Raw genomic sequence first — 22862 nt, 5'->3', positions numbered from 1 at the left:
CGGCTGTGCTGCGGACCGGGGGCGCCTCCTCGCCTCGCTAGGCTGACGCCATGTCATGGTTGGTCACCGGCGGTGCCGGGTACATCGGGTCCCACGTCGTCCGCGAGCTCACGGGGGCGGGCATGGACGCCGTCGTCCTCGACGACCTCTCGTCCGGCCTCGAGGCGTTCGTGCCGAGCGACGTGCCGTTCGTCCGGGCGAGCATCCTCGACCGCGCCGCCGTCGCCGCCGCGATCGAGCAGCACGGCGTCACCGGGGTCGTCCACGTGGCGGGCTACAAGTACGCCGGCGTCTCGGTGCAGCGCCCGCTGCACACCTACGAGCAGAACGTGACCGGCACGCAGGTGCTCCTCGGCGCCATGGCCGACGCCGGGGTCGACCGGGTCGTCTTCTCGTCCAGCGCCGCCGTCTACGGCACCCCGCCGACGGACGTCGTCACCGAGGACACCCCCAAGGCCCCCGCCTCTCCCTACGGCGAGAGCAAGCTCATCGGCGAGTGGCTGCTCCGCGACCAGGCGACGGCCGTCGGCCTCCGGCACACGAGCCTCCGCTACTTCAACGTCGTCGGCTCGGGCTCGCCGGAGCTGTGGGACGCCAGCCCGCACAACCTGTTCCCGCTCGTCTTCGACGCGCTCGCCGCGGGGCGCGCGCCTCGGATCAACGGCGACGACTACGACACGCCCGACGGCACCTGCGTCCGCGACTACGTGCACGTCGCCGACCTCGCCGTCTCGCACGTCGCCGCGGCGCGTCGTCTCGACGCGGACGAGCCCGTCGAGGCCGCCTACAACCTGGGCTCCGGAGGAGGGGTGTCGGTCGCCGAGATCATGGACGCCATGCGCGAGGGCACCGGCGTCGACTTCACCCCGGAGGTCGGCCCGCGTCGCCCCGGCGACCCCGACCGCATCGTCGCCGACGGAGCGCTGGCGGCCCGCGACCTCGACTGGGAGATGCGCCACACGCTGCTCGAGATGGTGACCAGCGCCTGGGACGCGGCACCGCGTCCCTGACCGGACGACCGCCTCCTCGGCAGCCGTGTCGGCGCTCGCCGGGTCCCGGCCCGACACGCCGGGGCCCGCTTGACCCTCGATGAGGGGTGCAGGGTTTATGGGGTCCGACTTGACGTGGCCGAACTACACCGGTGTAATTGGCACATCGCAGCCGTCCAGGGAGCGAGCGACACGAGGGGAGATGTGCCATGGCGATCGACGAGAGCCGTGACGACCGAGACCTCGTCGCACCGGTCCGAGCGGGTGTGCCCGACGACTGGCACGTCGACCCGGTGCTGCTGGGGGTCCCCGGCGTCCGTCGGTCCGGCGACGAGGACGAGGCCCAGCTGTCCTGGCAGGTGGACTCGCTCTGCGCCCAGACCGACCCCGAGGCGTTCTTCCCCGAGAAGGGCGGCTCGACCCGCGACGCGAAGAAGATCTGCGCCTCGTGCGACGTGCGCGCCCAGTGCCTCGAGTACGCCCTGCAGAACGACGAGCGCTTCGGCATCTGGGGCGGCCTGTCCGAGCGTGAGCGCCGCAAGCTCCGCAAGCGGGCCTGACCCGGAGCCCCGACGCATCCACGGCGCCCGTCCCCCTCGGGGGGCGGGCGCCGTCGTCGGTCCAGGGCCCGGGCGGCCAGCGCCCACCGCGGTCCGACGGACGTCGTCATCGGCTCCTCACAGGTAGGGAGGGACCGGCGCGGCGCGGCGGAGGCTCGGGGCACCCGACCTAGGCTGCTCAGGTCATGCAGCCGAGAGTCACAGCGATCCTCGTCGCCCCTGGTGGAGCGACCTACCTCGACCGAACCCTCGACGCGCTGTCGCGGCAGACCCGCCCGCCGGAGTCCCTGGTCGTGGTCGACGCGGGCGGCAAGGACAGCGAGGCCGGGCGCCTCTCGCTCAGCGGGGCGGCACAGCTGACCAGCGTGCCCGCCGCCACGACCTTCGTCCAGGCGCTCGCGCAGGGCGTGCGCGTCTCGGGGCCGGGCGACTCTCCCCGCGACGGCGCCGTCGACCCGGACGAGTGGCTGTGGTTCCTGGGGCACGACAACGTGCCCGGACCCGAGGCGCTGGACCGCCTCCTGTCCCAGGTCGAGGTGTCGCCCTCGGTCGCGGTCGCCGGGCCGAAGCTGATGCGGCTCGACGACCCGACCGTCATCGCGGAGTTCGGCGAGACGATGACCCGCTACGGCGCGTCGATGCCGCTCGTCGAGAGCCAGCTCGACCAGGGGCAGCACGACCACCACGAGGACGTCCTGGGCGTGGCGGCCGCAGGCATGCTCGTCCGCCGCAGCGTGTGGACGGCCCTCGGCGGCTTCGACCCCGGCCTCCCGCACGTCGACGCCGCCCTCGACCTCTCCGTCCGCGCCCGCCTCGCGGGGCACCGCGTCGTGCTCGTGCCCGACGCGCGGGTGTCCAGCGCCGGGCAGCCGGAGGACTTCGGGCAGGCCCCCGGGGGGCACGCCCGCGCCGCCCGCCTCCACCGCGCCGCCCAGCTGCACCGCCGGCTGGTCTACTCGCCCCCGGCCGCGCTGCCGCTGCACTGGCTCTCGCTCGTGCCCCTCGCCTTCGTCCGGTCCGTCTGGCACCTGCTCACCAAGAACCCCGGGGCAGTCCCGGGGGAGTTCGCCACCGCCCTGACGGCGGCGTTCGGCGGTTCTCGGGTGCTGCCCGCGCGGAGGGCGCTCGTGCGCACCCGGACGACCAGCTGGTCGTCCGTGGAGCCGCTGCGCGCCTCCTTCAACCTCATCCGCGAGAGGCGCGTGAGCGACCGTGACGCCCTCGTGGCGCACGGCGAGGACGCGTCGGACCCCCGGGCGAGCTTCATCGGGTCGGGCGGCCTCTGGGTCGTGCTGGTCGCCGCCGTCGTGGGCGTCGTGGCGTTCCTCGAGTTCCTGCCGCAGCCGGCCCTGACCGGCGGGGGCCTGCTGCCGCTCAGCACCTCGGTCGCCGAGCTCTGGGACAACGTCGGGTGGGGGCGCCACGAGATCGGCACCGGGTTCGTCGGGCCGAGCGACCCGTTCACCGCGGTGCTCGCCGTCCTCGGCTCGATCACGTTCTGGTCGCCCTCCACCGCCGTGCTCGTGCTCTGGCTCGTCGCGCTGCCGGCCTCGGCCCTCGGCGCGTGGTTCGCCGCCCGTCGGGTCACGAGCCGGGCGTGGACCCCGGCCGTCGTCGCCGCGGTCTACGCGCTCTCGTCCCCCCTCCTGTCCGGCCTGCAGTCGGGCCACATCGGCGCGGTCGTGGCGCACGTCGCGCTGCCGTTCCTGATCTGGGCGCTCATCGGGTCGGCCCGGTCGTGGGCCGCCGGGGCGACCGCCTCCTTGCTCTTCGCGGTCGTCGCGGCGTCCGCCCCGTCGTTGTGGCCCGCCCTCGTCGTCATCTGGCTCGGCTCGCTCGCCACCCGGCCCCGGGGCATCCACCGGATGCTCGCCGTCCCGCTGCCCGCCGTGGTGCTCTTCGTGCCGCTCGCCGTCGCGCAGATATCGCGAGGCACCTGGTGGGGGCTCGTCGCCGACCCGGGCGTGCCCGCACGGATCGATCCCGCGTCGCCGTGGCAGCTGCTCGTCGCCTCGCCCGAGACCGGCCTGAACGGCTGGACGACCCTGCTCGCCGGGCTCGGCGTGAGCGGCTCGACGGCGGCCGTCGTCGTCGCGGCGGCCTTCGTCCCGCTGGCCCTCCTCGCCGTCGCCGCGCCCTTCGTCGGCCAGGCACGGCGTGCCGTGCCTGCCCTGTCGCTCGCCCTGCTCGGGTTCGTCACGGCGGTCGCCGCGACCCACGTCTCGATCTCGGGCGTCGGCAGCGAGACGACCTCGGTCTGGGCCGGGAGCGGGCTGAGCCTGTACCTGCTGGGCCTCGTCGGCGCCGCCGCGGTCACCCTCGACCGGCTGCCGCGCGTGGCGCCCACGGCGGGCGTCGTCGTCGCCGCGGTGACCGTGGCGTCCGTGTTCCCGCTCGTCGTCGCCGCCTACCTCGGCACCGGCGACGTGCGCCCGAGCTCGGGCCGCATCCTGTCGGCGTACGTCACGGCCGAGGCCGAGGCGTCGCCCGAGGTGGGCACCCTCGTGCTCACGCCGCAGCCGGACGGTTCGCTCGCCGTGTCGCTCGAGCACGGCCAGGGCGCGACCCTCGACGACCAGTCGACCCTCGACGCGACGGCGCAGAGCCTGACGTCGACCAACGAGGACCTCACGGTCCTCGCGGGCAACCTCGTGAGCATCAGCGGCTTCGACCCGGCCGACGACCTCGACCAGCTCGGGGTCGGCTTCGTCCTCCTCGGCGAGGCCGCGGACGGCGACGACGAGGCGCAGGCCCTCGAGCGCCGGGCGAGCGAGGCGCTCGACGGGACCGCGGCGTTCCAGCCGGTCGGCGAGACCACGAACGGCCTGCTCTGGCGCTGGGTCGACGCCTCGGGCGCCGTTCCGGACCGCGACGACGCCGGGCCGCTCCGCCCCGTCGTCCTGATCAGCTGGGCCCTCGTGTTCGGCTCCGCGCTGCTGCTGGCCGTGCCGACGACGCCGCGCCGCCGACGCTCCCGGGCCGGCGTGCCCGAGTCGGAGCAGCCTGCCACCACCTTCGACGAGGAGAGAGATGACTGAGCGACCGATCATCGCGCGCACCCGACGCGTCGGACTCGGCGCGGCCGGCCTCGCCGTCGCGGCCGTCGTCGTCGGCGCCGCGGGCGTCCTGCCCCTGCCGACGCTGCAGACCGTGCCCGCCGGGCAGCTCGTCGCCCCGGTGGCGGTCGACCAGCAGCGCGTCTGCGCGGGAGGGCTGCTCCAGCTCTCGGACGACGAGGGCCAGCAGGCCACGACCGCCAGCTCGGTCGGTCGGGCGCAGGTCGTGTCCGCCTCCAGCTCGGGCGACGACGACAGCACCGCCCTCGCCGGGGCGGACGGGAGCGACTCCGACCCGGTGCTGTGGACGACGCCCGTGGAGGGCGACGACGTCCCGCTCGTCGCGGCCGCCCAGAGCCAGTCCGTCTCGGAGGGCGAGCTCGTGGGCTTCGCAGCCGCCCCGTGCACCGAGCCGACGAGCTCGACCTGGCTCGTCGGGGGCTCGACCGAGACCGGCCGCGTGTCGCTCGTCGTGCTCGTCAACCCCACGGACGTCAACGCGACCGTCGACCTCGGCATCGCCGCGGAGAACGGCCGCGTGCAGGGCCCCGGGATCGACGGCATCGTCGTCGCCCCCCGCAGCCAGAAGGTCGTCCCGCTCTCCGGCTTCGCGACGGGCCTCGTCTCGCCCGTCGTCCACGTCCAGAGCCGGGGCGGCCGCATCGTCGCCTCGATGCAGCAGAGCGTCGTGCGCACCCTCGACCCCGGCGGCGTCGACATCGTCAGCGGTGCGGCCTCGCCCGCCCGCCAGGTGGTCGTCCCCGGGATCGTCGTCCGCGACTCCGCGGCGCTCGAGGGCGCGCTCACCGAGCCCTCCTCGGCCGACCTGCAGAGCGTCGTCCGGGTCTACGTCCCCGGCGACGAGGCGGCGCAGGTCTCGATCACGCTCTCCACGGCCGACGGCACGGGCGCGACGTTCCAGACGCGGGTCGAGGCCGGGCGCGTCACCGACGTGCCGGTCGACGGCCTCGCGGACGGCACCTGGACCGCCACCCTGGTGTCGCAGGTGCCCGTCGTGGCCGGTGCCCGCACCTCCACGATCTCGCCCGAGGGCGCGGTCGACCTCGCCTGGGCCGCCGCGGCCCCGGCGCTGCGCGGCGACACGCTCGTGCAGGTGCCACAGGGCGAGGGCCCGACGCTGTCGATCGCGAACCCCGGCACGGAGGCGGCCACGGCGGTCGTCGAGATCGGCGACGCGGAGCAGCAGGTGACGGTCCCGGCGGGCAGCACCGTCGGCGTGGCGGTGTCCGGCGGCGACGTCATGACCCTGCGCGACGCCGACGGGCTGCGGGCCGCGGTGAGCTGGTCGGCGGCCGGAGCCGTCGCGTCGTGGCCCGTCACCTCGGCCTTCCCGGCGTCCACCCCGGTGGTCGTCTACCCGTAGGTCAGCGGTCGCGCCAGCGGTCGGGGGAGAGGTCCCACGGGTCCTTGCCGAGGAGGTCGCCCACGGCCTGCAGCACCCAGCCCTCGACGAGGACGCGGTGCTGCCACTCGTCGTCCACCTGCCGGTGCGACTCGGGCACGTGCGACAGGCGCTCGATGGGCAGCCGGTAGACGACCACGCTGCGGGCGGCCCGGTCGACGCGCCAGCGCTCGACGCGGGACGGGTCGGGGGCAGCAGGCAGGCCGGCGACCTCGAAGGTCACGTCGGCGAGGTCGTCGGGCCACAGCTCACGGAGGTGGTCCGCCGTCTCGGCGACGAGGTCGTCGAAGAGCTCGACCCTCGTGCGCAGGAACGGCAGGTGCGGGCCCGCGGCGGAGGAACGGAGGCCACGGCCGTGTCGGTCCCGACGACGCGAGCGGTCGGTGACGCGGACTCGACGTGGCCTCGGCATCTCGCCATCGTAGTCCGGCGGTATCGTGGCGGTCCATGGAGCCACGACCCTGCAGCAAGGTCACCTGCCACGACGAGGCGGTGTCGACCCTCACCTACGTGTACGCGGACTCCATGGTCGTCGTCGGCCCCCTGAGCGACCGGGTGGAGCCGCACGGGTACGACCTGTGCGCCCGACACGCGTCGTCCCTGTCCGTCCCCCAGGGCTGGCAGGTGCTGCGCCGGGTAGTTTTGGGCCATGACCACTGAAGACACCGTCGACCTCTCCGCCTTCGTCAAGACCTACGACGTGCGCGGGCTGGTCGGGAGCCAGCTCACCGACGACGTCGTCGAGGCGTTCGGGGCCGCCTTCGCGGACGAGGTGGGCGCGGCGGGGAGCGAGCTCGTGGTCGGCCACGACATGCGCGACTCCTCGCCCTCGTTCGCGGCGGCCTTCGCCCGCGGCGCCCTGGCCCGCGGCGCGGACGTCGTCGCCCTCGGGCTCTGCTCGACCGACGAGTCCTACTTCGCCTCGGGCTCGCTCGACGCGCCGGCGGCGATGTTCACCGCGAGCCACAACCCCGCGACCTACAACGGCATCAAGATGAGCCGGGCAGGCGCCCAGGGGATCAGCCTCGACACGGGCCTGTCCTCGATCCGCGACCGGGCCGCCGTCTACCTCGCCGACGGCATCTCGCCCGTCGAGGCGCCCGGGTCGCTCCGCGAGCACGACGCGCTGCCGGGCTACGCGGCCCACCTGCGCGGGCTCGTCGACCTGGCCGGCGTCCGGCCCCTGAAGGTGGTCGTCGACGCCGGCAACGGGATGGGCGGCCTGACCGTCCCCGCGGTCCTCGGCGCCGCCGCCGGGCTCCCGGCCCTGCCCCTCGAGATCGTCCCGCTGTACTTCGAGCTCGACGGCACGTTCCCGAACCACGAGGCGAACCCGCTCGAGCCGGCCAACCTCGTCGACCTCCAGGCCGCCGTCGTCGCCCACGGCGCAGACCTGGGCCTCGCCTTCGACGGCGACGCCGACCGCTGCTTCGTCGTCGACGAGAAGGGCGACGCGGTCACCCCGTCCGCCGTCGCGGCGATCGTCGCGGTGCGCGAGATCGCCCGGGTCCGGGCGGCCGAGCCGGACGCCTCCATCTCGGTCATCCACAACCTGATCACCTCGCGCGCGGTGCCCGAGGCGATCGTCGCCTCCGGTGCGGTGCCCGTCCGCACCCGGGTCGGGCACTCGCTCATCAAGGACGAGATGCGCACGACCGGCGCGATCTTCGGCGGCGAGCACTCCGCGCACTACTACTTCCGCGACTTCTGGGGCGCCGACAACGGCATGCTCGCCGCCATGCACGTGCTGGCCGAGCTGGGTCGCCAGGACGAGCCGCTGTCGACCCTGACCGACCGCTACACGCCGTACTCGGCCAGCGGCGAGATCAACTCGACCGTCACCGACGTGCCCGCCGCCTACACCCGCGTCGTCGAGGCGTTCACCGGCCGGGGCGACTTCGACGAGCTAGACGGCCTCACCGTGTCGGGGTCGTCGGCGGACGGCGGCTTCTGGTGGTTCAACGTCCGCCCCTCGAACACCGAGCCTCTGCTCCGCCTGAACGCCGAGGCGGCGACGCGCTCGGGCATGGAGGCGGTGCGCGACGAGGTCCTGGCGCTGATCCGGGCATCGTGACGACCGACCCGAGCACCGCGTCGCCGGGATATCCCGGCTACAGCGGCTCCAAGCAGCAGATCGTCACGCGCCTCCGCCGAGCCGAGGGCCAGGTCCGCGGCATCCAGCGGATGGTCGAGGACGACGTCTACTGCATCGACGTCCTCACGCAGGTGAGCGCGGCCACGAAGGCGCTCGAGACGGTGGCCCTCCAGCTGCTCGAGGACCACCTCGCGCACTGCGTCGCCGAGGCGGCTCGAGAGGGCGGGGCGGTGGCCGACGCGAAGATCGCGGAGGCGTCGGCCGCGATCGCCCGTCTCGTGCGTTCCTGAGCCGGGGGACGTCCCGACGCGTCGTCCCGTTCCTGGGCGACACACGGGGCAGGGTGGGCGAGAATGGTCCCATGCCCACTGACACGACCACGCTGCCCTACAAGGTCGCCGACCTGTCCCTCGCCGAGGCCGGTCGACACCAGCTCCGGCTCGCCGAGAACGAGATGCCCGGCCTCATGGCCCTCCGTGAGGAGTTCGGACCGACGCAGCCGCTCGCCGGTGCCCGCATCGCCGGCTCGCTGCACATGACGGTGCAGACCGCCGTGCTGATCGAGACACTCACCGCCCTCGGCGCACAGGTCCGCTGGGCCAGCTGCAACATCTTCTCCACGCAGGACGAGGCGGCGGCCGCGATCGTCGTCGGCTCGACCGGCACCCCCGAGCAGCCGGCGGGCGTGCCCGTCTTCGCCTGGAAGGGCGAGACGCTCGACGAGTACTGGTGGTGCACCTCCCAGATCTTCGACTGGTCGGCCGAGGCCGCCGAGGCAGGCGCCTCGTTCGCCGGCCCGAACATGATCCTCGACGACGGCGGCGACGCCACGATGCTCGTGCACAAGGGCCGCGAGTACGAGCTCGCCGGTGCCGTGCCCGACGACGCCCCCGGCGACAGCCACGAGTGGCGGGTGATCCTCGAGGTGCTGCGCGGCTCGCTGGCCGAGTCGACCGACCGCTGGACGACCATCGGCGCCGAGCTGCAGGGCGTCACGGAAGAGACCACGACGGGCGTGCACCGCCTGTACGAGCTCGCCCGTGCCGGCGAGCTGCTCTTCCCCGCCATCAACGTGAACGACTCCGTCACGAAGTCGAAGTTCGACAACAAGTACGGCATCCGCCACTCGCTGCCCGACGGGCTGATGCGGGCGACCGACGTGCTCATCGGCGGCAAGGTCGCCTTCGTCGCCGGCTACGGCGACGTGGGCAAGGGCGCCGCGGAGGCGCTGCGCGGCCAGGGTGCCCGCGTCATCGTCAGCGAGGTGGACCCGATCAACGCCCTCCAGGCCGCGATGGACGGCTACCAGGTCGCCCGTCTGGAGTCCGTCGTCGAGACCGTCGACATCCTCGTCACGGGCACGGGCAACCTCGACGTCGTGACCGTCGACCACCTCCTCGCGCTCAAGCACCTCGCGATCGTGGCGAACGTCGGCCACTTCGACAACGAGATCGACATGGCCGGGCTCGAGTCGCTCGCCGGCGCCGAGCGCGTCGAGATCAAGCCCCAGGTGCACGAGTGGCGCCTCCCCACGGGGCGCAGCGTGCTCGTGCTCAGCGAGGGCCGTCTGATGAACCTCGGCAACGCCACCGGCCACCCCTCGTTCGTGATGAGCAACTCCTTCACGAACCAGGTCCTCGCGCAGATCGAGCTCTGGGCTCACCGCGAGAACTACGAGACCGAGGTCTACGTGCTGCCCAAGCACCTCGACGAGAAGGTGGCACGGCTGCACCTCGACGCGCTCGGCGTCGAGCTGACCACCCTCACCGACGCGCAGGCGAAGTACATCGGCGTCAGCGTCGACGGGCCCTACAAGGTCGACCACTACCGCTACTGAGGCAGGTGCACGAACGCCCCCGAGCCGTCGTCGAGACGGGGCGGGGGCGTTCTCGCGTGCGGGCCGGAGCGGCGGATCGGAGCCGGGTCAGGGCCGCGGGCGACGTGGGCTGTTCAACGCCGCGGGAAACCCCGCACCGTCCCCGTGAGGGCCGGCTCGAGCCGGTCGAGCAGTGCTGCCTCGCGCCCCAGGGCGACGCCCTCGCGCTCTCGACGGAGGGCGGACACGGCCGCCAGCAGCGACTCCGGGTCCGTCGCGGGCAGGGGCGAGACGAACGGCGAGAGCTCGTCGGCGAGGGACTCGGCGATGCGTCGACGGCTGTCGGGACGGAGGGCCGGGGCCTGCTGCAGGAACGACGACACACGACGGGCCAGGGGATCGGGGAGGCGCGCCACGTCGGCCACGCCGGCCCAGCCGACGAGGTGCGGCGGCACCTGGACCACGACCCGCCCCATGCGGGGCGCCCGCTCGTTGCGGCTGTAGGTGCCGGCCATCAGGTCGCCGAGGCGGCGCGACGACCGGTTGAGGAGGGCGACCACCACGGCCAGTCCCCCCGTCGTCATCACGATCTCGAGCATCCCGACCAGCGACCTGGTGAGGGCGTGCCGGAGGCCGATGGCGCCTCCGTCGGTCCGGACGATCCGCGCGCCGGTCGCCAGCTTGCCGAGCGACCGTCCGTGCGACGCCGTCTCGACCACGGTCGGCAGGCCGATCAGGCAGACGACGATCGACGCGACCATGAGGGCCTGCGCCGTCGCGTCGTCCACGGCGCCGCGGTCGTTGAGCGAGACGACCAGCAGCACGAGGCCCACGAGCACGGCGACGTACGTGAGGTAGTCGAGCAGCGCACCGGCGACGCGGAGGACGAAGCCGGTGGGGCGGCGGTCGAGACCGACCGCCTCGCCCGTGACGAGCTGGTCGTCGGCACCGTCGAAGAAGTCGACCTGGTCGGCACGCAGGGTCGGCGCCGACCGCGGGGCACGCCCCGCGCGCGTGCGTCGCGGCCTCGGCCGGGGCGTCGGCGGCTGGTGCGTCTTCGGGTCGGACATGCCTAGTATCTAAGCAGAATGGATCTCGACGCCTACGCCGCCGCCCACGGTCACGAGTGGACCGAACTCGAGGCCCTGGCGCGCCGTCGGCGCCTCACCGGCCCGGAGGCCGACGAGCTGATCCGGCTGTACCAGTCGGGAGCCGCCGAGCTGTCGGCGCTGCAGACGGCAGCGGGCCCGTCCGTCGTCGCCGACAGGCTGTCGCTGACCCTGTCGCGCGCGCGGCTCCGGTTCACCGGGGCGGGGCGGAACCTCGCCTCGCAGGTGCCGACCTTCTTCGTGGCCCAGCTGCCTGCCGCCCTCTGGCGGGTGCGCTGGCTGTCGATCGCGGTGCTGCTCGTCACGGTCGTCGTGGCGACGTCGTTCGCGGTCTGGGCGGCCGGGTCTCCCGCGGTGCTCGCGTCGTTCGGCTCGGAGGAGTTCCGTCGCCAGTTCGCGACCGAGGACTTCGTGGACTACTACTCGGAGAGCGCGCCCTCGTCGTTCACGGGCCAGGTCTGGACCAACAACGCGTTCATCGCCGCCCAGTGCGTGGCGTTCGGCATCACCGGGGTCTGGGTGCCCTACGTCGTGCTGAGCAACGCCATGAACGTGGGCATCTCGGCGGGCCTGATGGCCGAGCAGGGGCGCCTCGAGTACTTCTTCCTGTACATCCTCCCGCACGGCCAGCTCGAGCTCTACAGCATCTTCGTCGCCGGCGGTGCGGGGCTGATGATCTTCTGGTCGTGGGTCGCCCCCGGCGCCCGCACCCGGGGGCAGGCGCTCGCCCAGGACGGCCGCGCGCTCGTCACCGTCGCCGTGGGGCTCATGCTGGCCCTGCTCGTGTCGGGCGTGATCGAGGGGTTCGTCACGCGCCAGGACTGGCCGTGGCCGATCAAGATCGGCATCGGCACGGTCGCGCTGGCCGGGTTCCTCGCGTACCAGTGGGTGCTCGGCGGGCGCGCGCACCGCGCCGGCCAGACCGGCGACCTCGACGAGTTCGAGGCCGGGGCGACGGAGCTCGTCGCCGGCTGACGGCGAGCAGAGGCCGCTGTGCCGGCTGACGGCGAGCAGAGGCCGCTGTGCCGGCTGACGGCGAGCGGAGGCCGCTGTGCCGGCTGACGGCGAGCGGAGGCCGCTGTGCCGGCTGAGGGCGAGCGGGGGCCGCTGTGCCGGCTGACGGCGAGCGGAGGCCGCTGTGCCGGCTGAGGCCCCCGGCCGAGGTCAGAGGCGGCCGGCGGCCTTGTAGGCGAGGTACCGGTCGGCGAGCGCCGGCGGCAGGTCGGCGGGCGAGCCCGACACGACGTCGGCCCCCACCTGGCCGAGTGCGGCGGCGACGCGCGCGATGTCGAGCCGGGCCCGCTCGGCGGACGCGGCGCGGTAGACCTCGTCGCGGTTCGTCCGGGTCACTGCGGCCACGGCGAGGTCGGGGTCGGTGACCGACGCCACGACGACCAGGTGCCGTCGGCTCAGCTGCGGCACGGCGGCGAGCAGGCTGCGGGCCGAGCCGGGGGAGTCGACGGGCGTGACGAGCACGACGAGCGAGCGCTGGGTGGTCACGGAGCGCACGAGGGCAGGCACGGTCGACCAGTCGGTCTCGACGAGCTCGGGCTCGATCGGGGCCATCGTCTCGACCATGGTCGACAGCAGGGCGGCTCCGGTCGCGCCCTGCACGCGTCCCCGCACGCGGCGGTCGACGACGACGAGGTCGACGTGGTCGCCGGCGCGGGACGCGAGCGCGCCGAGCAGCAGGGCGGACTCGAACGCGGTGTCGAGCCGCGGCTCGTCGTCGATGCGCGCAGCCGAGGTGCGGCCGCTGTCGACGACGATCACGACGCGTCGGTCGCGCTCGGGGCGCCACGTGCGGACGACCAGGTCGCTGCGGCGCGCCGTCGCCCGCCAGTCGATCGAGCGGACGTCGTCGCCGCGGACGTACTCGCGCAGGCTGTCGAACTCGGTGCCCTGGCCGCGGATCATGACGCTGGTGCGCCCGTCGAGCTCGCGGAGGCGGGCGAGACGGGAGGGCAGGTGGCGGCGGGACGAGAAGCGGGGGAGCACGCGGACGGCGCCGGGGACGGCGTGCCCGGCCTGGCGACCCGCGAGGCGGAGCGGTCCTATCGACCGGACGGTCACCTCCTCGGCTCGGCGTTCGCCCCGACGGAACGGGGTGAGCGTCGTGGTGGCGCGCCAGGCACGGCCGGGCCGGACGACGAGGGCACGACGCGTGACGGAGGCGCCGGCCGACGGCTGCCAGGCGTCGCGGACGACGCCGCGCAGCGTGCGGCGGCCCTCGTTGACCACGACGAGCTCGGCCGAGGTCGTCTCGCCGAGGCGGACGGGGCCGGGCAGCTCGCGACGGATGCGCAGGAGGCGCGGCGAGGCGGCCAGCGCGACGTCCAGCGCCCCGAGGGCGAGCACGAGCACGAGCCAGCCCACGAGCGCCCAGGCGCTCCCCGTCGCCACGATCGGCACGACGCCGAGCGCGACGAGCGCGACGAACCATCCGGTGACGGCCATGATCAGATCGGGACCCGCACCTGCTGCAGCACCGAGCGCAGCACGGCGTCGGCGTCGACGCCCTCGAGCTCGGCCTCCGGTCGCAGCTGCAGGCGGTGGCGCAGCACGGGCAGGGCCATCGCCTGGACGTGGTCGGGCGTGATGCGGTCGAAGCCGGTCAGCCAGGCCCAGGCCTTGCTCGCCGACAGCAGGGCGGTCGAGCCGCGGGGGCTGACGCCGATCTTGACGGACGCGCTCTCGCGGGTGGCACGGGCCAGGTCGACGACGTACGCGAGCACGTCGGGCGAGGCGCCGACCAGGCCGACCTCGGCCTGTGCCTGCGCGAGCTCGGCCGGCCCGAGCACGGGCGTCACGCCCGCGGCGCGCAGGTCGCGCGGCGAGAAGCCGGCGGCGTGGCGCGTGAGCACCTCGACCTCGGCGTCGCGGGGCGGCAGGTCGAGGGTCAGCTTCATGAGGAACCGGTCGAGCTGCGCCTCGGGCAGCGTGTAGGTGCCCTCGTACTCGACCGGGTTCATCGTCGCGGCGACGAGGAACGGCTGGGGGAGCGGACGCGAGACGCCGTCGACCGACACCTGCCGCTCCTCCATGGCCTCGAGCAGCGCCGACTGCGTCTTGGGGGGCGTCCGGTTGATCTCGTCGGCCAGCAGGATGTTGGTGAAGACGGGACCGGGCCGGAACTCGAACTCGCCGGCCTTGGCGTCGTAGACGAGCGAGCCGGTGATGTCGCCGGGCATCAGGTCGGGGGTGAACTGCACGCGGTTCGTCTCGAGCGAGGTGGCGTGGCTGAGGGCGCGGACGAGCAGCGTCTTGGCGACGCCGGGGACGCCCTCGAGCAGGGCGTGGCCCTGGGCGAGCAGGGTGACGATCAGACCGGTGACGGCGCCGTCCTGGGCGACGACGGCCTTGCCGACCTCGGTGCGCACGCGGGCGAAGGTCTGCTGGAGTTCGGTGGTCATGCGGCGGTTCTCCCGGTGGTGGTCGCAGGGCGAGGGGCGGTGGAGGCGGTCAGGAGCGAGGTCGGCCCGGGGTGGTCCGGCCAGGGGCCGGCCGGCAAGGGGGCGGCCGGCGGACGAGGAGGCGCGGCGCCGGTCACGAGGGAGCCGCCGCCCTGGCCGTCGCCCGCTCGAGGTCGAGCAGGCTGTCGCTGAGGCGCACGAGCTCGGCGTCGTCGGCAGGGTCGGCGTCGACGAGCACGTGCCGGAGCCCACGGGGATCGGCCCCGACCAGGCCGGCGACCCGGTCGATGACCTCGTCCACCGACGACGTGGACGAGAGGCCCGTCAGGCGGGCGAGGCGGCCGAGCGACCCGATGCGCAGCTGGTCGAGGGCGTGCCGTCGCTGGCCGGAGCGCTCGTACAGTCTCGCCCGCCCCTCCGTCGTCTCGGACGCGCGGATGACGACGGGCATGCGCTCGACCACGAGGGGCCCGAGCCGGCGACCCCGCCAGACCATCGCGGCGATCGCGGTCGCGGTGAGCAGGAGCAGCACGGGCGTGACCCAGCTCGGCGTGAGCGTCGCGAGGGTGCCGGCCCCCTCGGGCACGTCGTCGACGCCGGGGAGGTACCAGACGAGCTGGTCGGACTGCCCGAGCAGGGCGAGGGCGTACGCGGCGTCGTCCGCGCCCGCCGTGGCGATCGTGCCGTTCGTGAGGGCGGTCGTCGTGCCGACGACCGTGACCCGGCGGTCGCCGTCGTCGAGCACGACGAGCCCGGAGCCGTCCGTGTCGGGATCGCGGACGCAGGTCGTCACGTCGATGCCCGCACCGGGGTCGACGCCCGCGGCGGAGTACGCGAGGCCGGCGGCGTGGACCCGCTCGACCTGCGACAGCTCGGGCACGTCGCAGCCCAGGTCACGGACCCCGTCGGCGACCTCGGCGACCGCGGAGACGCCGGGGGCGACCGCGTCCAGCGCCGTGGCACCCGGGGCGAGGAGGACGAGCGAGCTCGCGGCGTCGCCGAGCTCGCTCCACTGGTCGGCGACGAGGTACGAGCCCGCGTCGTCGACGACCACGGTGGTGTCCGGACGCGCGGCGGCCCCTCGTGCCTGGTCGAGCGACGACACGACGCGGACGGACACGCCCTCGTCGCGGAGGACCTCGACGAGCGCCTTCGCCCCGGCCGGCGCGGGGTTCTCGGGTCCGAGCGCCCGGCCGCCCGTCGCGCCCGAGCCGCTGAGGAGCACCGCCGCGACGGCGCCGATCAGCGCGAGGACGGCCAGCACGACCCAGGGCCGCGCCCGACGCGCGGAGGCACGCACCGTCGGCGTCGTCGCCGTCACGAGGCGGCCACGGGGGCGAGTCGCTCGAGCTCGAGGTCGAGCGCGCTGATCTCGCGCCAGGCGGCCTCGGAGCCGGGCCGGTCGAGGTAGCGCACGCCGTCGAAGCTGTCGGCGGCCGAGGCCAGGCGGTCGGCGAGGCCGGGGAACACCTGCCCCGCCCGGGCGCCGACCGCGCGGGCGGTCGTGCCGGGCGTCGTCGAGAGGACGTCGCGCTCGACGAGGCCGCGCGCCAGCGCACGGAACGACTCGGTGACGGCGAGCACGAGGTCGCCTGCGGCCGCCGCCTCGGCCGCGGCCCGGCGGAGGCGGTCGGCGTCCCGGTCGTCGCCCTCGCCGAAGAGCTCGGGTCCACGCGTCGAGCGCCGGTTCAGCCGGGGGACCCCGTAGACCGCGAGCACCACCACGAGGACGACGACCACGACGACGAGGAGCACCACGAGGGCCACGGCGGGCGCGCCCTCGACCCCGCCGAAGCGGATGCCGTTCAGCCAGTTCCAGAAGGCGTCGGCGGCACGGTCGAGCCAGGTGGGCTGGGCCGCGACGTAGTCGCGACCCGTGAGCTCGCGCAGCAGCAGCCGGCGCGCCTCGTCGGGGTCGGGGTCGAGAGGGGCGGCGGCCAGCACGGTCGTCGTCGGCGTCACTGCAGAGGTGCCCCGCCCTGGCCGTCGGGGCCGTGCTGCTGGCCCTGCTGCTGCGGGTGGTGCCCGGGGAACTGCTGCCCGGGCTGCTGCTGCGCAGGGGAGCGCCACGGGTCGGGCAGGTCGACCTGGCCGCGGCCGCGGGCCTCGACGTGGCGCACCAGTTCGAGGTCGAGCCCCTCGGTCCGCATCCGGCGGTCGACGTAGACGAGGCCGACGGAGGCGGCCTGGACGACGGAGCCGATGGCCGTCACGACGGCGCTGACGGCGATGGTGAGGACGTACGCGACGGCCGCGACCGCGATCGCGCTGCCGTCCACGTCGCCGGTGGGCGAGATGAGGCTGCCGAACACGCCGAACAGCAGCGAGAACGGCGCCGTGACGACCTGCGTCGCGATCTGGATCATCACGAAGACGAGCGCGACGACGCCGAAGGTGCGCCAGAACGAGCTGCGGACGAGCGACCACGACCGGGCGACGGCCGCACGCAGGGGCATGCGCTCGAGCATGAGGGCGCTCGGCACGAGGCTCAGCTTGATGGTGAGCCAGACGCCGAGCACCAGCAGGCCGAGGCCGAGGAGCACGCCCACCCCGATGCCGACGCCGATGCTCGGACCCGTGCCGACGACGACGCCGATCGCCACGACGCCGACCACGAGGCCGGCGGCGACGAGGTAGGCGAGCGTGAGCAGGGCCGACCAGCCCGTCAGCGCGCCGATCCGCCCGCGGGCCAGGGTCCAGAGGCCGCCCAGCCGGAGGCGCTCGCCGAGCAGCTGACGAGAGGTCTCGAGCACGAAGAGCCCCTGCAGCAGGGCGCTGACGACCACCGTGAGCAGCACGGGGACGAGCGTCGCGAGCACGACCGTGGCGACGGCCCCCGCCGCCACCGCGTCGCGGTCCTCGGGCAGGGCCGACTCGACGCGGGAGAACGCGAAGAAGGCGCTGCCCCCGGCGGCGCCCACGGTCACGACCAGCAGCACGACCTGCGCGAGCAGGGCGGTGCCGAAGGTGGTGCGCGGGTTGCGCCGGAACACCTGGAACGACGCGGAGAGGATCTCGCCGAACGTGAACGGACGGAGCGGCAGCAGACCCGGGCGAGGAGGCGGTGTCCAGGCACCGGGACCACCCTGCGGCTGCGGCGCGGCCTGCTGTCCGTACGCGGGCGGCTGCTGTCCGGAGGCGAGCGGCTGCTGTCCGTAGGCGGGCGGCTGCTGTCCCGGGCCGGCGTCCGGAGCCGACGGAGGAGCGGGAGGCGCGGACGGGACCCGCTCGCCCCAGCGCGGTGCGTCCTGCGCCCCGGGGGCCGCCCAGTCGTTCGGATCGGTCATGGCTTCCCCCGGTGGTCCGCGCTCGAGGTCGTCCTCGCTCGTGGGCCCATGTTTCCACAGCCGCGGCGGGCGTGCCAGCCGACCTGCGCCTCCTTCGCCGCCGATCCGCGCCTCCTGCACTAATCTGGGTCGACGTGCCGCGACCCGAGCGGCCCAGCCGAAGACGGAGACCATGACCCCGCGCATCCTGGTGGTGGACGACGACCCCGCGCTCGCCGAGATGATCGGCATCGTGCTCCGGGCCGACGAGTTCGAGCCGCACTTCTGCGCCGACGGCGACGGGGCGCTCGCGGCGTTCCGCGACGCCTCGCCCGACCTGGTGCTGCTCGACCTGATGCTGCCGGGCAAGGACGGCCTCGAGGTGTGCCGGGCGATCCGGGCCGAGAGCGGCGTGCCGATCATCATGCTGACGGCCAAGGGCGACACGGTCGACGTGGTCCGCGGGCTCGAGAGCGGGGCCGACGACTACGTCGTCAAGCCCTTCAACCCGAAGGAACTCGTGGCGCGGATCAGGACGCGCCTGCGTCCCCCGACCGAGCCCACCAACGACGTGCTCACGGTCGGCGACCTGCGACTGGACGTGGCGGCGCACGAGGTGCGTCGCGGCGACGCCGTCATCGCCCTGACTCCCCTCGAGTTCGAGCTGTTGCTGGCCCTCGCGTCCAAGCCGCAGCAGGTCTTCACCCGCGAGATGCTCCTGGAGCAGGTCTGGGGCTACCACTACAAGGCCGACACGCGACTGGTCAACGTCCACGTGCAGCGGCTGCGGGCGAAGGTCGAGCACGACCCGGACGCGCCGCGCATCGTCACGACCGTCCGCGGCGTCGGCTACCGCGCCGGCGGCGGGGCCTAGCAGCCCGTCGTGGCCGGGCAGGGCGCGGGCACGGGCGCGGGCTGGCGGGGCGCCGTCGTCGGTGCGCTCGGCCCCGGTGCCTGGTGGCGACGCCGGGGCGCCTGGCGGGACGTCGGCCCCCACCTGCTCACGGCGTGGCGCCGGTCGCTCGAGTTCCGCACGGTCGCCCTCACCGTCGTGCTCGCCGGGGTCGGCGCGTCGATCATCGCCACGTCCATCTCGGTCAGCATCAGCGCGAACCTGTACGACCAGCGCCGGGACCAGGTCCAGTCCGAGTCCCAGCGCGCGACGATCCTCGCCCAGTCGATCTTCGACTCGGCGACGGCCACGGAGGACGCTGACCAGGTCGAGCTCGACTCCCTGCAGAACGAGGCCCAGAGCACCATCCTCGGCTCGACGTCGAGCCCGGGCGGCACGAGCATCGCGATCCTGAGGACGCCGGGGCAGTCGACCGCGCAGACCGTGCAGGACATCGCGAGCCCCGACTTCCCCGGGGCCGAGCTGACGCCGGAGCTCCGTGAGCGCGTGGCCTCCGACACCGGCGCGCTCTCGATGCAGCCAGTGGCCCTGCCCCGGGCCGACGGAGGGTCCGTGCCCGGCATCGTCGTCGGCAGCACCCTCCAGGTCCCGACGGCCGGCCAGTACGAGCTCTACCTCGTCTACGACCTCAGCGACGCCGCGACGACGCTGGCGCTGATGCAGCGCACCCTCGCGCTCGGCTCGCTCGCGCTCGTCGTCCTGATCGGCGTCATCACCTACGTCGTCGCCCGGACGGTCGTCCGCCCCGTCCGCGTCGCGGCCGAGACGAGCCAGGCCATCGCGGCGGGCGACCTCGACCAGCGCATCCCCGAGAAGGGCCAGGACGTCGTCGCCACCCTGGGGCGCTCGTTCAACGGCATGGCCGACGGGATGCAGCGGCAGATCTCGCAGCTGGCCGAGCTGTCGCGGGTGCAGCAGCGGTTCGTCAGCGACGTGTCGCACGAGCTGCGCACCCCGCTCACGACGATCCGCCTCGCCGGCGACGTGCTCTACGACCAGCGCGGCTCGTTCACCCCGTCCACGGCGCGCACGGCCGAGCTGCTGCACGCGCAGGTCGACCGCTTCGAGCTGCTGTTGGCCGACCTGCTCGAGATCTCGCGCTTCGACGCGGGCGCCGTCGAGCTCGACGTCGAGAGCACCACCGTCGCCACGCTCGTCGAGGACGGCGTGGCCGAGTTCGAGCCGCTCGCCGCCGAGGCCGGCAGCGTGGTCAGCATCGACGCGCGGGGCGGGTACCTCGAGGCCGAGGTCGATCCGCGACGGCTGCGCCGCATCCTGCGCAACCTGCTCGGCAACGCGATCGAGCACGGCGAGGGCAGGCCGATCGAGGTCGAGGTCGACAGCGACGCCGAGTCCGTCGCCGTCGCCGTGCGCGACCACGGGGTCGGGATGCGCCAGGGCGACGTCGAGCGGGTGTTCGACCGGTTCTGGCGGGCCGACCCGTCCCGTCGCCGGACGATCGGCGGCACCGGCCTCGGGCTCGCCATCAGCCTCGAGGACGCCGTCCTGCACGGCGGGCGCCTCGAGGTGTGGTCGAGGCTGGGCGAGGGCAGCCGGTTCGTCGTGACGCTGCCGCGCGTGGCGGGCGCGGCCACCACCTCCTCGCCCCTGGCCGTGGTGCCGCGCGACGCGGACGACCTGGCCGGCCACGACTCGGAGCCCTGGGCGGGCGCGCTCCCCGAGGCGACGGCGACCCGGCCGGCCCCGGACGGCCACGTGGAGGTGCGCCGTGCGAGGCCGTGACCGCCTGCGCGCCCTCGTGGCCGGCGTCGTCCTCGTGGCGACGGTGCTCACGGGCTGCGCCTCCATCCCCGACAGCGGCCCGGTGCAGGAGGGCGACCCCATCACCGCCGACGTGCCGAGCGACGTCGTGTACACGCCGAAGGGCCCGGTGGCCGACAGCTCGCAGGAGCGCATCCTCCGGGACTTCATCTCGGCGGGCACGGGCCCGCAGGACAACTACGCGGTCGCGCGCGAGTACCTCTCGGCCGGCTTCGCCGACGCCTGGGACGCGCGCGCGAGCGTCACCGTCCGGCCGGGCGGCGGCGCCACGACGCGCGTCGGGGAGGACGAGCTCGAGTACGCGTTCACGGCGACGGCCACCCTCGACGGCGGCGGCCACTACGTCCCCGCCACCACCTCCGTGCCCACCAGCCTCGGCTACTCGTTCGTGCAGGAGGACGGCCAGTGGCGGATCAGCGACGCCCCGGACGGCACGGTGCTGAACCCCGCCACGTTCCAGTCGATCTTCCGGGCGCACGCGGTCTACTTCTACGACCCCTCGTTCCGGTACCTCGTGCCCGACCAGCGGTGGTTCCTCGCCCGGTCGTCGACGAGCACGCGCATCGCCTCGGCGCTCCTCGACGGGCCGTCGACCTGGCTGCAGGGCGCGGTGGTCTCCGCGTTCCCCGAGGGCACGCAGCTCTCGCTGACCGCGATCACCGTCGACGACGGCACCGCCAGGGTCGACCTCACGAGCGACGCCCTCTCGGCCTCCGACACTGCCCGCGCGCGCATGCAGGCCCAGCTGCTGGCGAGCTTCTCGACGCTCTCGACGATCACCGCGGTCGACCTCAGCGTCGAGTCGACGGTCCTCGACGTGCCCGACCTGGGCGGGGCGGCGCCCCTGCGCGACCCCACGGTCGACGCGCGGCCCCTGGTGGTCGCCGACGGGGTGCTCGGGTTCGCCTCCCGGTCGTCGGTCAGCCCCCTGCCCGGGCTCGGCCCCGTCGTCGGCGCCCTGGCGCCGACCTCGGCCGAGGCGTCGGCGGACCTGTCCGTCGTCGTCGTCGGGACGGACCGCGGTGCCCTGCGCGTAGGAGCGGACGGCTCGAGCCTGCTCGTCGACGGACGCGCAGGGCTCGCCCCGCCGACCCTCGACGACGCCGGCTGGGTCTGGTCGGTGCCGGTCGACGACGCCCGGGCCGTCACGGCCACCGGCGCGGACGGGGTGCCCCACGCCGTCACGTCCACGCTGCCCGCCGGGTCGGCCGTCGTGGCGTTCCGGGTGTCGCGGGACGGCGCCAGGGCCCTCGTGCTGCTCGACGACCAGGGCGAGTCCCGCCTCCTCGTCGTCGCCCTGCTGCGTGACTCCCGCGGCGTGCCGACGGCGCTCGGCCCCCCGGTCGAGCTGGCGGCGCCGACGGGCCGCCCCGTCGACGCGACGTGGGCCGACCAGCTGACGGTCGCCTCCCTGACCGACACGGGAGAGGGCTCGCTCGTCTCGCTCGCCGAGGTGGGCGGGGCGTCGGCGGGGTCGGGGCAGCCCTCGGGGAGCGCCACGACCATCGTCGGCGGGAACGGGTCGTCCAGCCTGCGCGTGCTGACGGCGGAGGGCTCGGTGCTCGAGCCCCGGGGGAGCAGCTGGCAGGACACGGGCGTCGTGGCGGACCTGCTCGCGACCCAGCGCTGAGCGGTCGGCCGGGGGCGTCGTCCCTCCCCGGGCGGGGTCGGCGTGACGCCGTCCACGACCGTGGCCCGTCCGGCACGGGACGGCCTGGCGACGCCGCCAGGCTGGACAGGTGCCGCTCGTCCTCCGTCCTGCCCTCGCTGCGGCCCTCCGGGGCGCCCTGGCCGCCGTGTCGCCCGTCAGCTGCGCCGGCTGCGGCGCACCCGACGTCGAGGTCTGCGGCAGCTGCCGCCGCCTCCTGCGTCCCCGGCCCGTCGAGGCGGTGCACGCCGGCCTCCGCGTCGTCACGGCGCTCCGGTACGAGTTCGAGGTCCGCGAGGCGGTCCTGGCGTACAAGCAACGGGGTCGGCTGAGGCTCGCGGCGGACCTCGGCCCGGCCCTGCGCGCCGCGGTGGACGTCGCCCTGCCCCCGGGTGCCCCGCCGACGGCGCTGGTCGCCGTGCCCCCGTCCCCGTCGGGGCGGCGGCGACGGGGATGGGACCCGGTGACGACCCTCGCCCGGGCCGCGGGGGTCTCCGCGTCCCCGGGCGTCCTCGTCGTCCGCCCCGGCCGCTCGTCGTCCCAGAAGCGCCTCGACCGCGAACAGCGCGCCCGGGCCCGTCGGGGCAGCCTGCGCTGCCGGGTCGACCTGACGGGCCGCCGGGTGGTCGTCCTCGACGACGTCCTCACGACGGGGAGCACCGTGCATGAGGCGCGGAGGGCCCTCGAGGACGCGGGCGCCGAGGTGGTCGCCGCGGTCTGCCTGGCGTCGACGCCGCTCGCCGCGCACGCCGCGTCGTGACGCCTCCAGGCCGGGCTCACGGCCGCCGCAGG

20 protein-coding genes are annotated in these 22862 nt (G+C 74.7%); 13 read left to right on the top strand and 7 right to left on the bottom strand.

The window, feature by feature from the left end:
* Positions 1 to 50 precede the first annotated feature (50 nt).
* From galE to IFT77_RS04180, 4 genes are all read left to right on the top strand, one after another.
* On the top strand, positions 51 to 1010 hold the full coding sequence (gene galE / locus IFT77_RS04195; protein ID WP_192169280.1) for a UDP-glucose 4-epimerase GalE: 960 nt from the start codon (positions 51 to 53) through the stop codon (positions 1008 to 1010).
* A 188-nt stretch (positions 1011 to 1198) separates the two neighbouring features.
* Positions 1199 to 1549 carry a WhiB family transcriptional regulator gene (locus tag IFT77_RS04190; protein WP_133737781.1) on the top strand — a complete coding sequence of 117 codons (351 nt, stop codon included), beginning with the start codon at positions 1199 to 1201 and terminating at the stop codon, positions 1547 to 1549.
* Between the two features lie 185 nt (positions 1550 to 1734).
* Positions 1735 to 4587: a glycosyltransferase gene (locus tag IFT77_RS04185; protein ID WP_192169279.1), complete on the top strand. Its 2853-nt coding sequence runs from the start codon at positions 1735 to 1737 to the stop codon at positions 4585 to 4587.
* On the top strand, positions 4580 to 5989 hold the full coding sequence (locus tag IFT77_RS04180) for a DUF5719 family protein (RefSeq protein ID WP_192169278.1): 1410 nt from the start codon (positions 4580 to 4582) through the stop codon (positions 5987 to 5989). Before IFT77_RS04185 ends, IFT77_RS04180 begins: the two co-directional genes overlap by 8 nt.
* A 1-nt stretch (position 5990) precedes the next feature.
* Here the strand turns inward: IFT77_RS04180 and IFT77_RS04175 are convergent, their stop codons facing one another.
* Positions 5991 to 6440, bottom strand: coding sequence for a hypothetical protein (locus IFT77_RS04175; RefSeq protein ID WP_123546515.1), 450 nt, complete (start codon positions 6438 to 6440; stop codon positions 5991 to 5993).
* Positions 6441 to 6475: 35 nt separating this feature from the next.
* Between IFT77_RS04175 and IFT77_RS04170 the strand changes: the two genes are divergently transcribed.
* From IFT77_RS04170 to ahcY, 4 genes are all read left to right on the top strand, one after another.
* A complete protein-coding gene (locus tag IFT77_RS04170; protein ID WP_133737779.1) occupies positions 6476 to 6688 on the top strand; it encodes a DUF3499 family protein in 213 nt (70 codons plus the stop codon).
* Positions 6678 to 8102 carry a phosphomannomutase/phosphoglucomutase gene (locus tag IFT77_RS04165; RefSeq protein ID WP_192169277.1) on the top strand — a complete coding sequence of 475 codons (1425 nt, stop codon included), beginning with the start codon at positions 6678 to 6680 and terminating at the stop codon, positions 8100 to 8102. Before IFT77_RS04170 ends, IFT77_RS04165 begins: the two co-directional genes overlap by 11 nt.
* Positions 8103 to 8161: 59 nt before the next feature.
* Positions 8162 to 8413 carry a metal-sensitive transcriptional regulator gene (locus IFT77_RS04160; protein ID WP_233569053.1) on the top strand — a complete coding sequence of 84 codons (252 nt, stop codon included), beginning with the start codon at positions 8162 to 8164 and terminating at the stop codon, positions 8411 to 8413.
* A 71-nt stretch (positions 8414 to 8484) separates the two neighbouring features.
* Positions 8485 to 9960 carry an adenosylhomocysteinase gene (gene ahcY / locus IFT77_RS04155; protein WP_192169275.1) on the top strand — a complete coding sequence of 492 codons (1476 nt, stop codon included), beginning with the start codon at positions 8485 to 8487 and terminating at the stop codon, positions 9958 to 9960.
* Between the two features lie 113 nt (positions 9961 to 10073).
* Here the strand turns inward: ahcY and IFT77_RS04150 are convergent, their stop codons facing one another.
* Complete coding sequence (locus IFT77_RS04150; protein ID WP_192169274.1) at positions 10074 to 11009, bottom strand: RDD family protein; 936 nt, start codon at positions 11007 to 11009, stop codon at positions 10074 to 10076.
* Between the two features lie 18 nt (positions 11010 to 11027).
* Between IFT77_RS04150 and IFT77_RS04145 the strand changes: the two genes are divergently transcribed.
* Positions 11028 to 12023, top strand: a complete 996-nt coding sequence (locus IFT77_RS04145) for a stage II sporulation protein M (RefSeq protein ID WP_192042046.1) — start codon at positions 11028 to 11030, stop codon at positions 12021 to 12023.
* Positions 12024 to 12212: 189 nt separating this feature from the next.
* On the opposite strand, the gene IFT77_RS04140 is transcribed toward IFT77_RS04145, so the two are convergent.
* The 5 genes from IFT77_RS04140 to IFT77_RS04120 all read right to left on the bottom strand — a co-directional run bounded on the left by IFT77_RS04140 (position 12213) and on the right by IFT77_RS04120 (position 17748).
* On the bottom strand, positions 12213 to 13505 hold the full coding sequence (locus tag IFT77_RS04140) for a DUF58 domain-containing protein (protein ID WP_192169273.1): 1293 nt from the start codon (positions 13503 to 13505) through the stop codon (positions 12213 to 12215).
* A gap of 2 nt (positions 13506 to 13507) precedes the next feature.
* Entirely contained in the window at positions 13508 to 14461 is a 954-nt protein-coding gene (locus IFT77_RS04135) for a MoxR family ATPase (protein WP_123546508.1), read from the bottom strand.
* Between the two features lie 133 nt (positions 14462 to 14594).
* Positions 14595 to 15782, bottom strand: a complete 1188-nt coding sequence (locus tag IFT77_RS04130; protein WP_192169272.1) for a DUF4350 domain-containing protein — start codon at positions 15780 to 15782, stop codon at positions 14595 to 14597.
* Entirely contained in the window at positions 15779 to 16423 is a 645-nt protein-coding gene (locus IFT77_RS04125; protein ID WP_192042043.1) for a DUF4129 domain-containing protein, read from the bottom strand. The genes IFT77_RS04130 and IFT77_RS04125 overlap by 4 nt, the downstream gene beginning before the upstream one ends.
* Positions 16420 to 17748, bottom strand: a complete 1329-nt coding sequence (locus IFT77_RS04120; RefSeq protein ID WP_192169271.1) for a hypothetical protein — start codon at positions 17746 to 17748, stop codon at positions 16420 to 16422. The genes IFT77_RS04125 and IFT77_RS04120 overlap by 4 nt, the downstream gene beginning before the upstream one ends.
* Positions 17749 to 17920: 172 nt before the next feature.
* Between IFT77_RS04120 and mtrA the strand changes: the two genes are divergently transcribed.
* From mtrA to IFT77_RS17390, 4 genes are all read left to right on the top strand, one after another.
* Positions 17921 to 18601: an MtrAB system response regulator MtrA gene (gene mtrA / locus IFT77_RS04115; protein ID WP_123546504.1), complete on the top strand. Its 681-nt coding sequence runs from the start codon at positions 17921 to 17923 to the stop codon at positions 18599 to 18601.
* A 9-nt stretch (positions 18602 to 18610) separates the two neighbouring features.
* Entirely contained in the window at positions 18611 to 20383 is a 1773-nt protein-coding gene (gene mtrB, locus IFT77_RS04110; protein ID WP_192169270.1) for an MtrAB system histidine kinase MtrB, read from the top strand.
* A complete protein-coding gene (locus IFT77_RS04105) occupies positions 20370 to 22052 on the top strand; it encodes an LpqB family beta-propeller domain-containing protein (RefSeq protein WP_192169269.1) in 1683 nt (560 codons plus the stop codon). Before mtrB ends, IFT77_RS04105 begins: the two co-directional genes overlap by 14 nt.
* Before the next feature lie 109 nt (positions 22053 to 22161).
* Entirely contained in the window at positions 22162 to 22830 is a 669-nt protein-coding gene (locus IFT77_RS17390; RefSeq protein ID WP_192169268.1) for a phosphoribosyltransferase family protein, read from the top strand.
* Positions 22831 to 22862: the final 32 nt, after the last annotated feature.

Source organism: Frigoribacterium sp. CFBP 13729, assembly GCF_014841875.1.
In the GTDB taxonomy this organism is placed as follows: domain Bacteria; phylum Actinomycetota; class Actinomycetes; order Actinomycetales; family Microbacteriaceae; genus Frigoribacterium.
This window is presented reverse-complemented; position numbering and strand designations above follow the sequence as displayed.

Bases quoted from the DNA above. Each gene is read 5' to 3' on its own strand.
- galE (WP_192169280.1), top strand. From the start codon at position 51: ATGTCATGGTTGGTCACCGGCGGTGCCGGGTACATCGGGTCCCACGTC.
- IFT77_RS04190 (WP_133737781.1), top strand. From the start codon at position 1,199: ATGGCGATCGACGAGAGCCGTGACGACCGAGACCTCGTCGCACCGGTC.
- IFT77_RS04185 (WP_192169279.1), top strand. From the start codon at position 1,735: ATGCAGCCGAGAGTCACAGCGATCCTCGTCGCCCCTGGTGGAGCGACC.
- IFT77_RS04180 (WP_192169278.1), top strand. From the start codon at position 4,580: ATGACTGAGCGACCGATCATCGCGCGCACCCGACGCGTCGGACTCGGC.
- IFT77_RS04175 (WP_123546515.1), bottom strand. From the start codon at position 6,440: ATGCCGAGGCCACGTCGAGTCCGCGTCACCGACCGCTCGCGTCGTCGG.
- IFT77_RS04170 (WP_133737779.1), top strand. From the start codon at position 6,476: ATGGAGCCACGACCCTGCAGCAAGGTCACCTGCCACGACGAGGCGGTG.
- IFT77_RS04165 (WP_192169277.1), top strand. From the start codon at position 6,678: ATGACCACTGAAGACACCGTCGACCTCTCCGCCTTCGTCAAGACCTAC.
- ahcY (WP_192169275.1), top strand. From the start codon at position 8,485: ATGCCCACTGACACGACCACGCTGCCCTACAAGGTCGCCGACCTGTCC.
- IFT77_RS04150 (WP_192169274.1), bottom strand. From the start codon at position 11,009: ATGTCCGACCCGAAGACGCACCAGCCGCCGACGCCCCGGCCGAGGCCG.
- IFT77_RS04145 (WP_192042046.1), top strand. From the start codon at position 11,028: ATGGATCTCGACGCCTACGCCGCCGCCCACGGTCACGAGTGGACCGAA.
- IFT77_RS04140 (WP_192169273.1), bottom strand. From the start codon at position 13,505: ATGGCCGTCACCGGATGGTTCGTCGCGCTCGTCGCGCTCGGCGTCGTG.
- IFT77_RS04135 (WP_123546508.1), bottom strand. From the start codon at position 14,461: ATGACCACCGAACTCCAGCAGACCTTCGCCCGCGTGCGCACCGAGGTC.
- IFT77_RS04120 (WP_192169271.1), bottom strand. From the start codon at position 17,748: ATGACCGATCCGAACGACTGGGCGGCCCCCGGGGCGCAGGACGCACCG.
- mtrA (WP_123546504.1), top strand. From the start codon at position 17,921: ATGACCCCGCGCATCCTGGTGGTGGACGACGACCCCGCGCTCGCCGAG.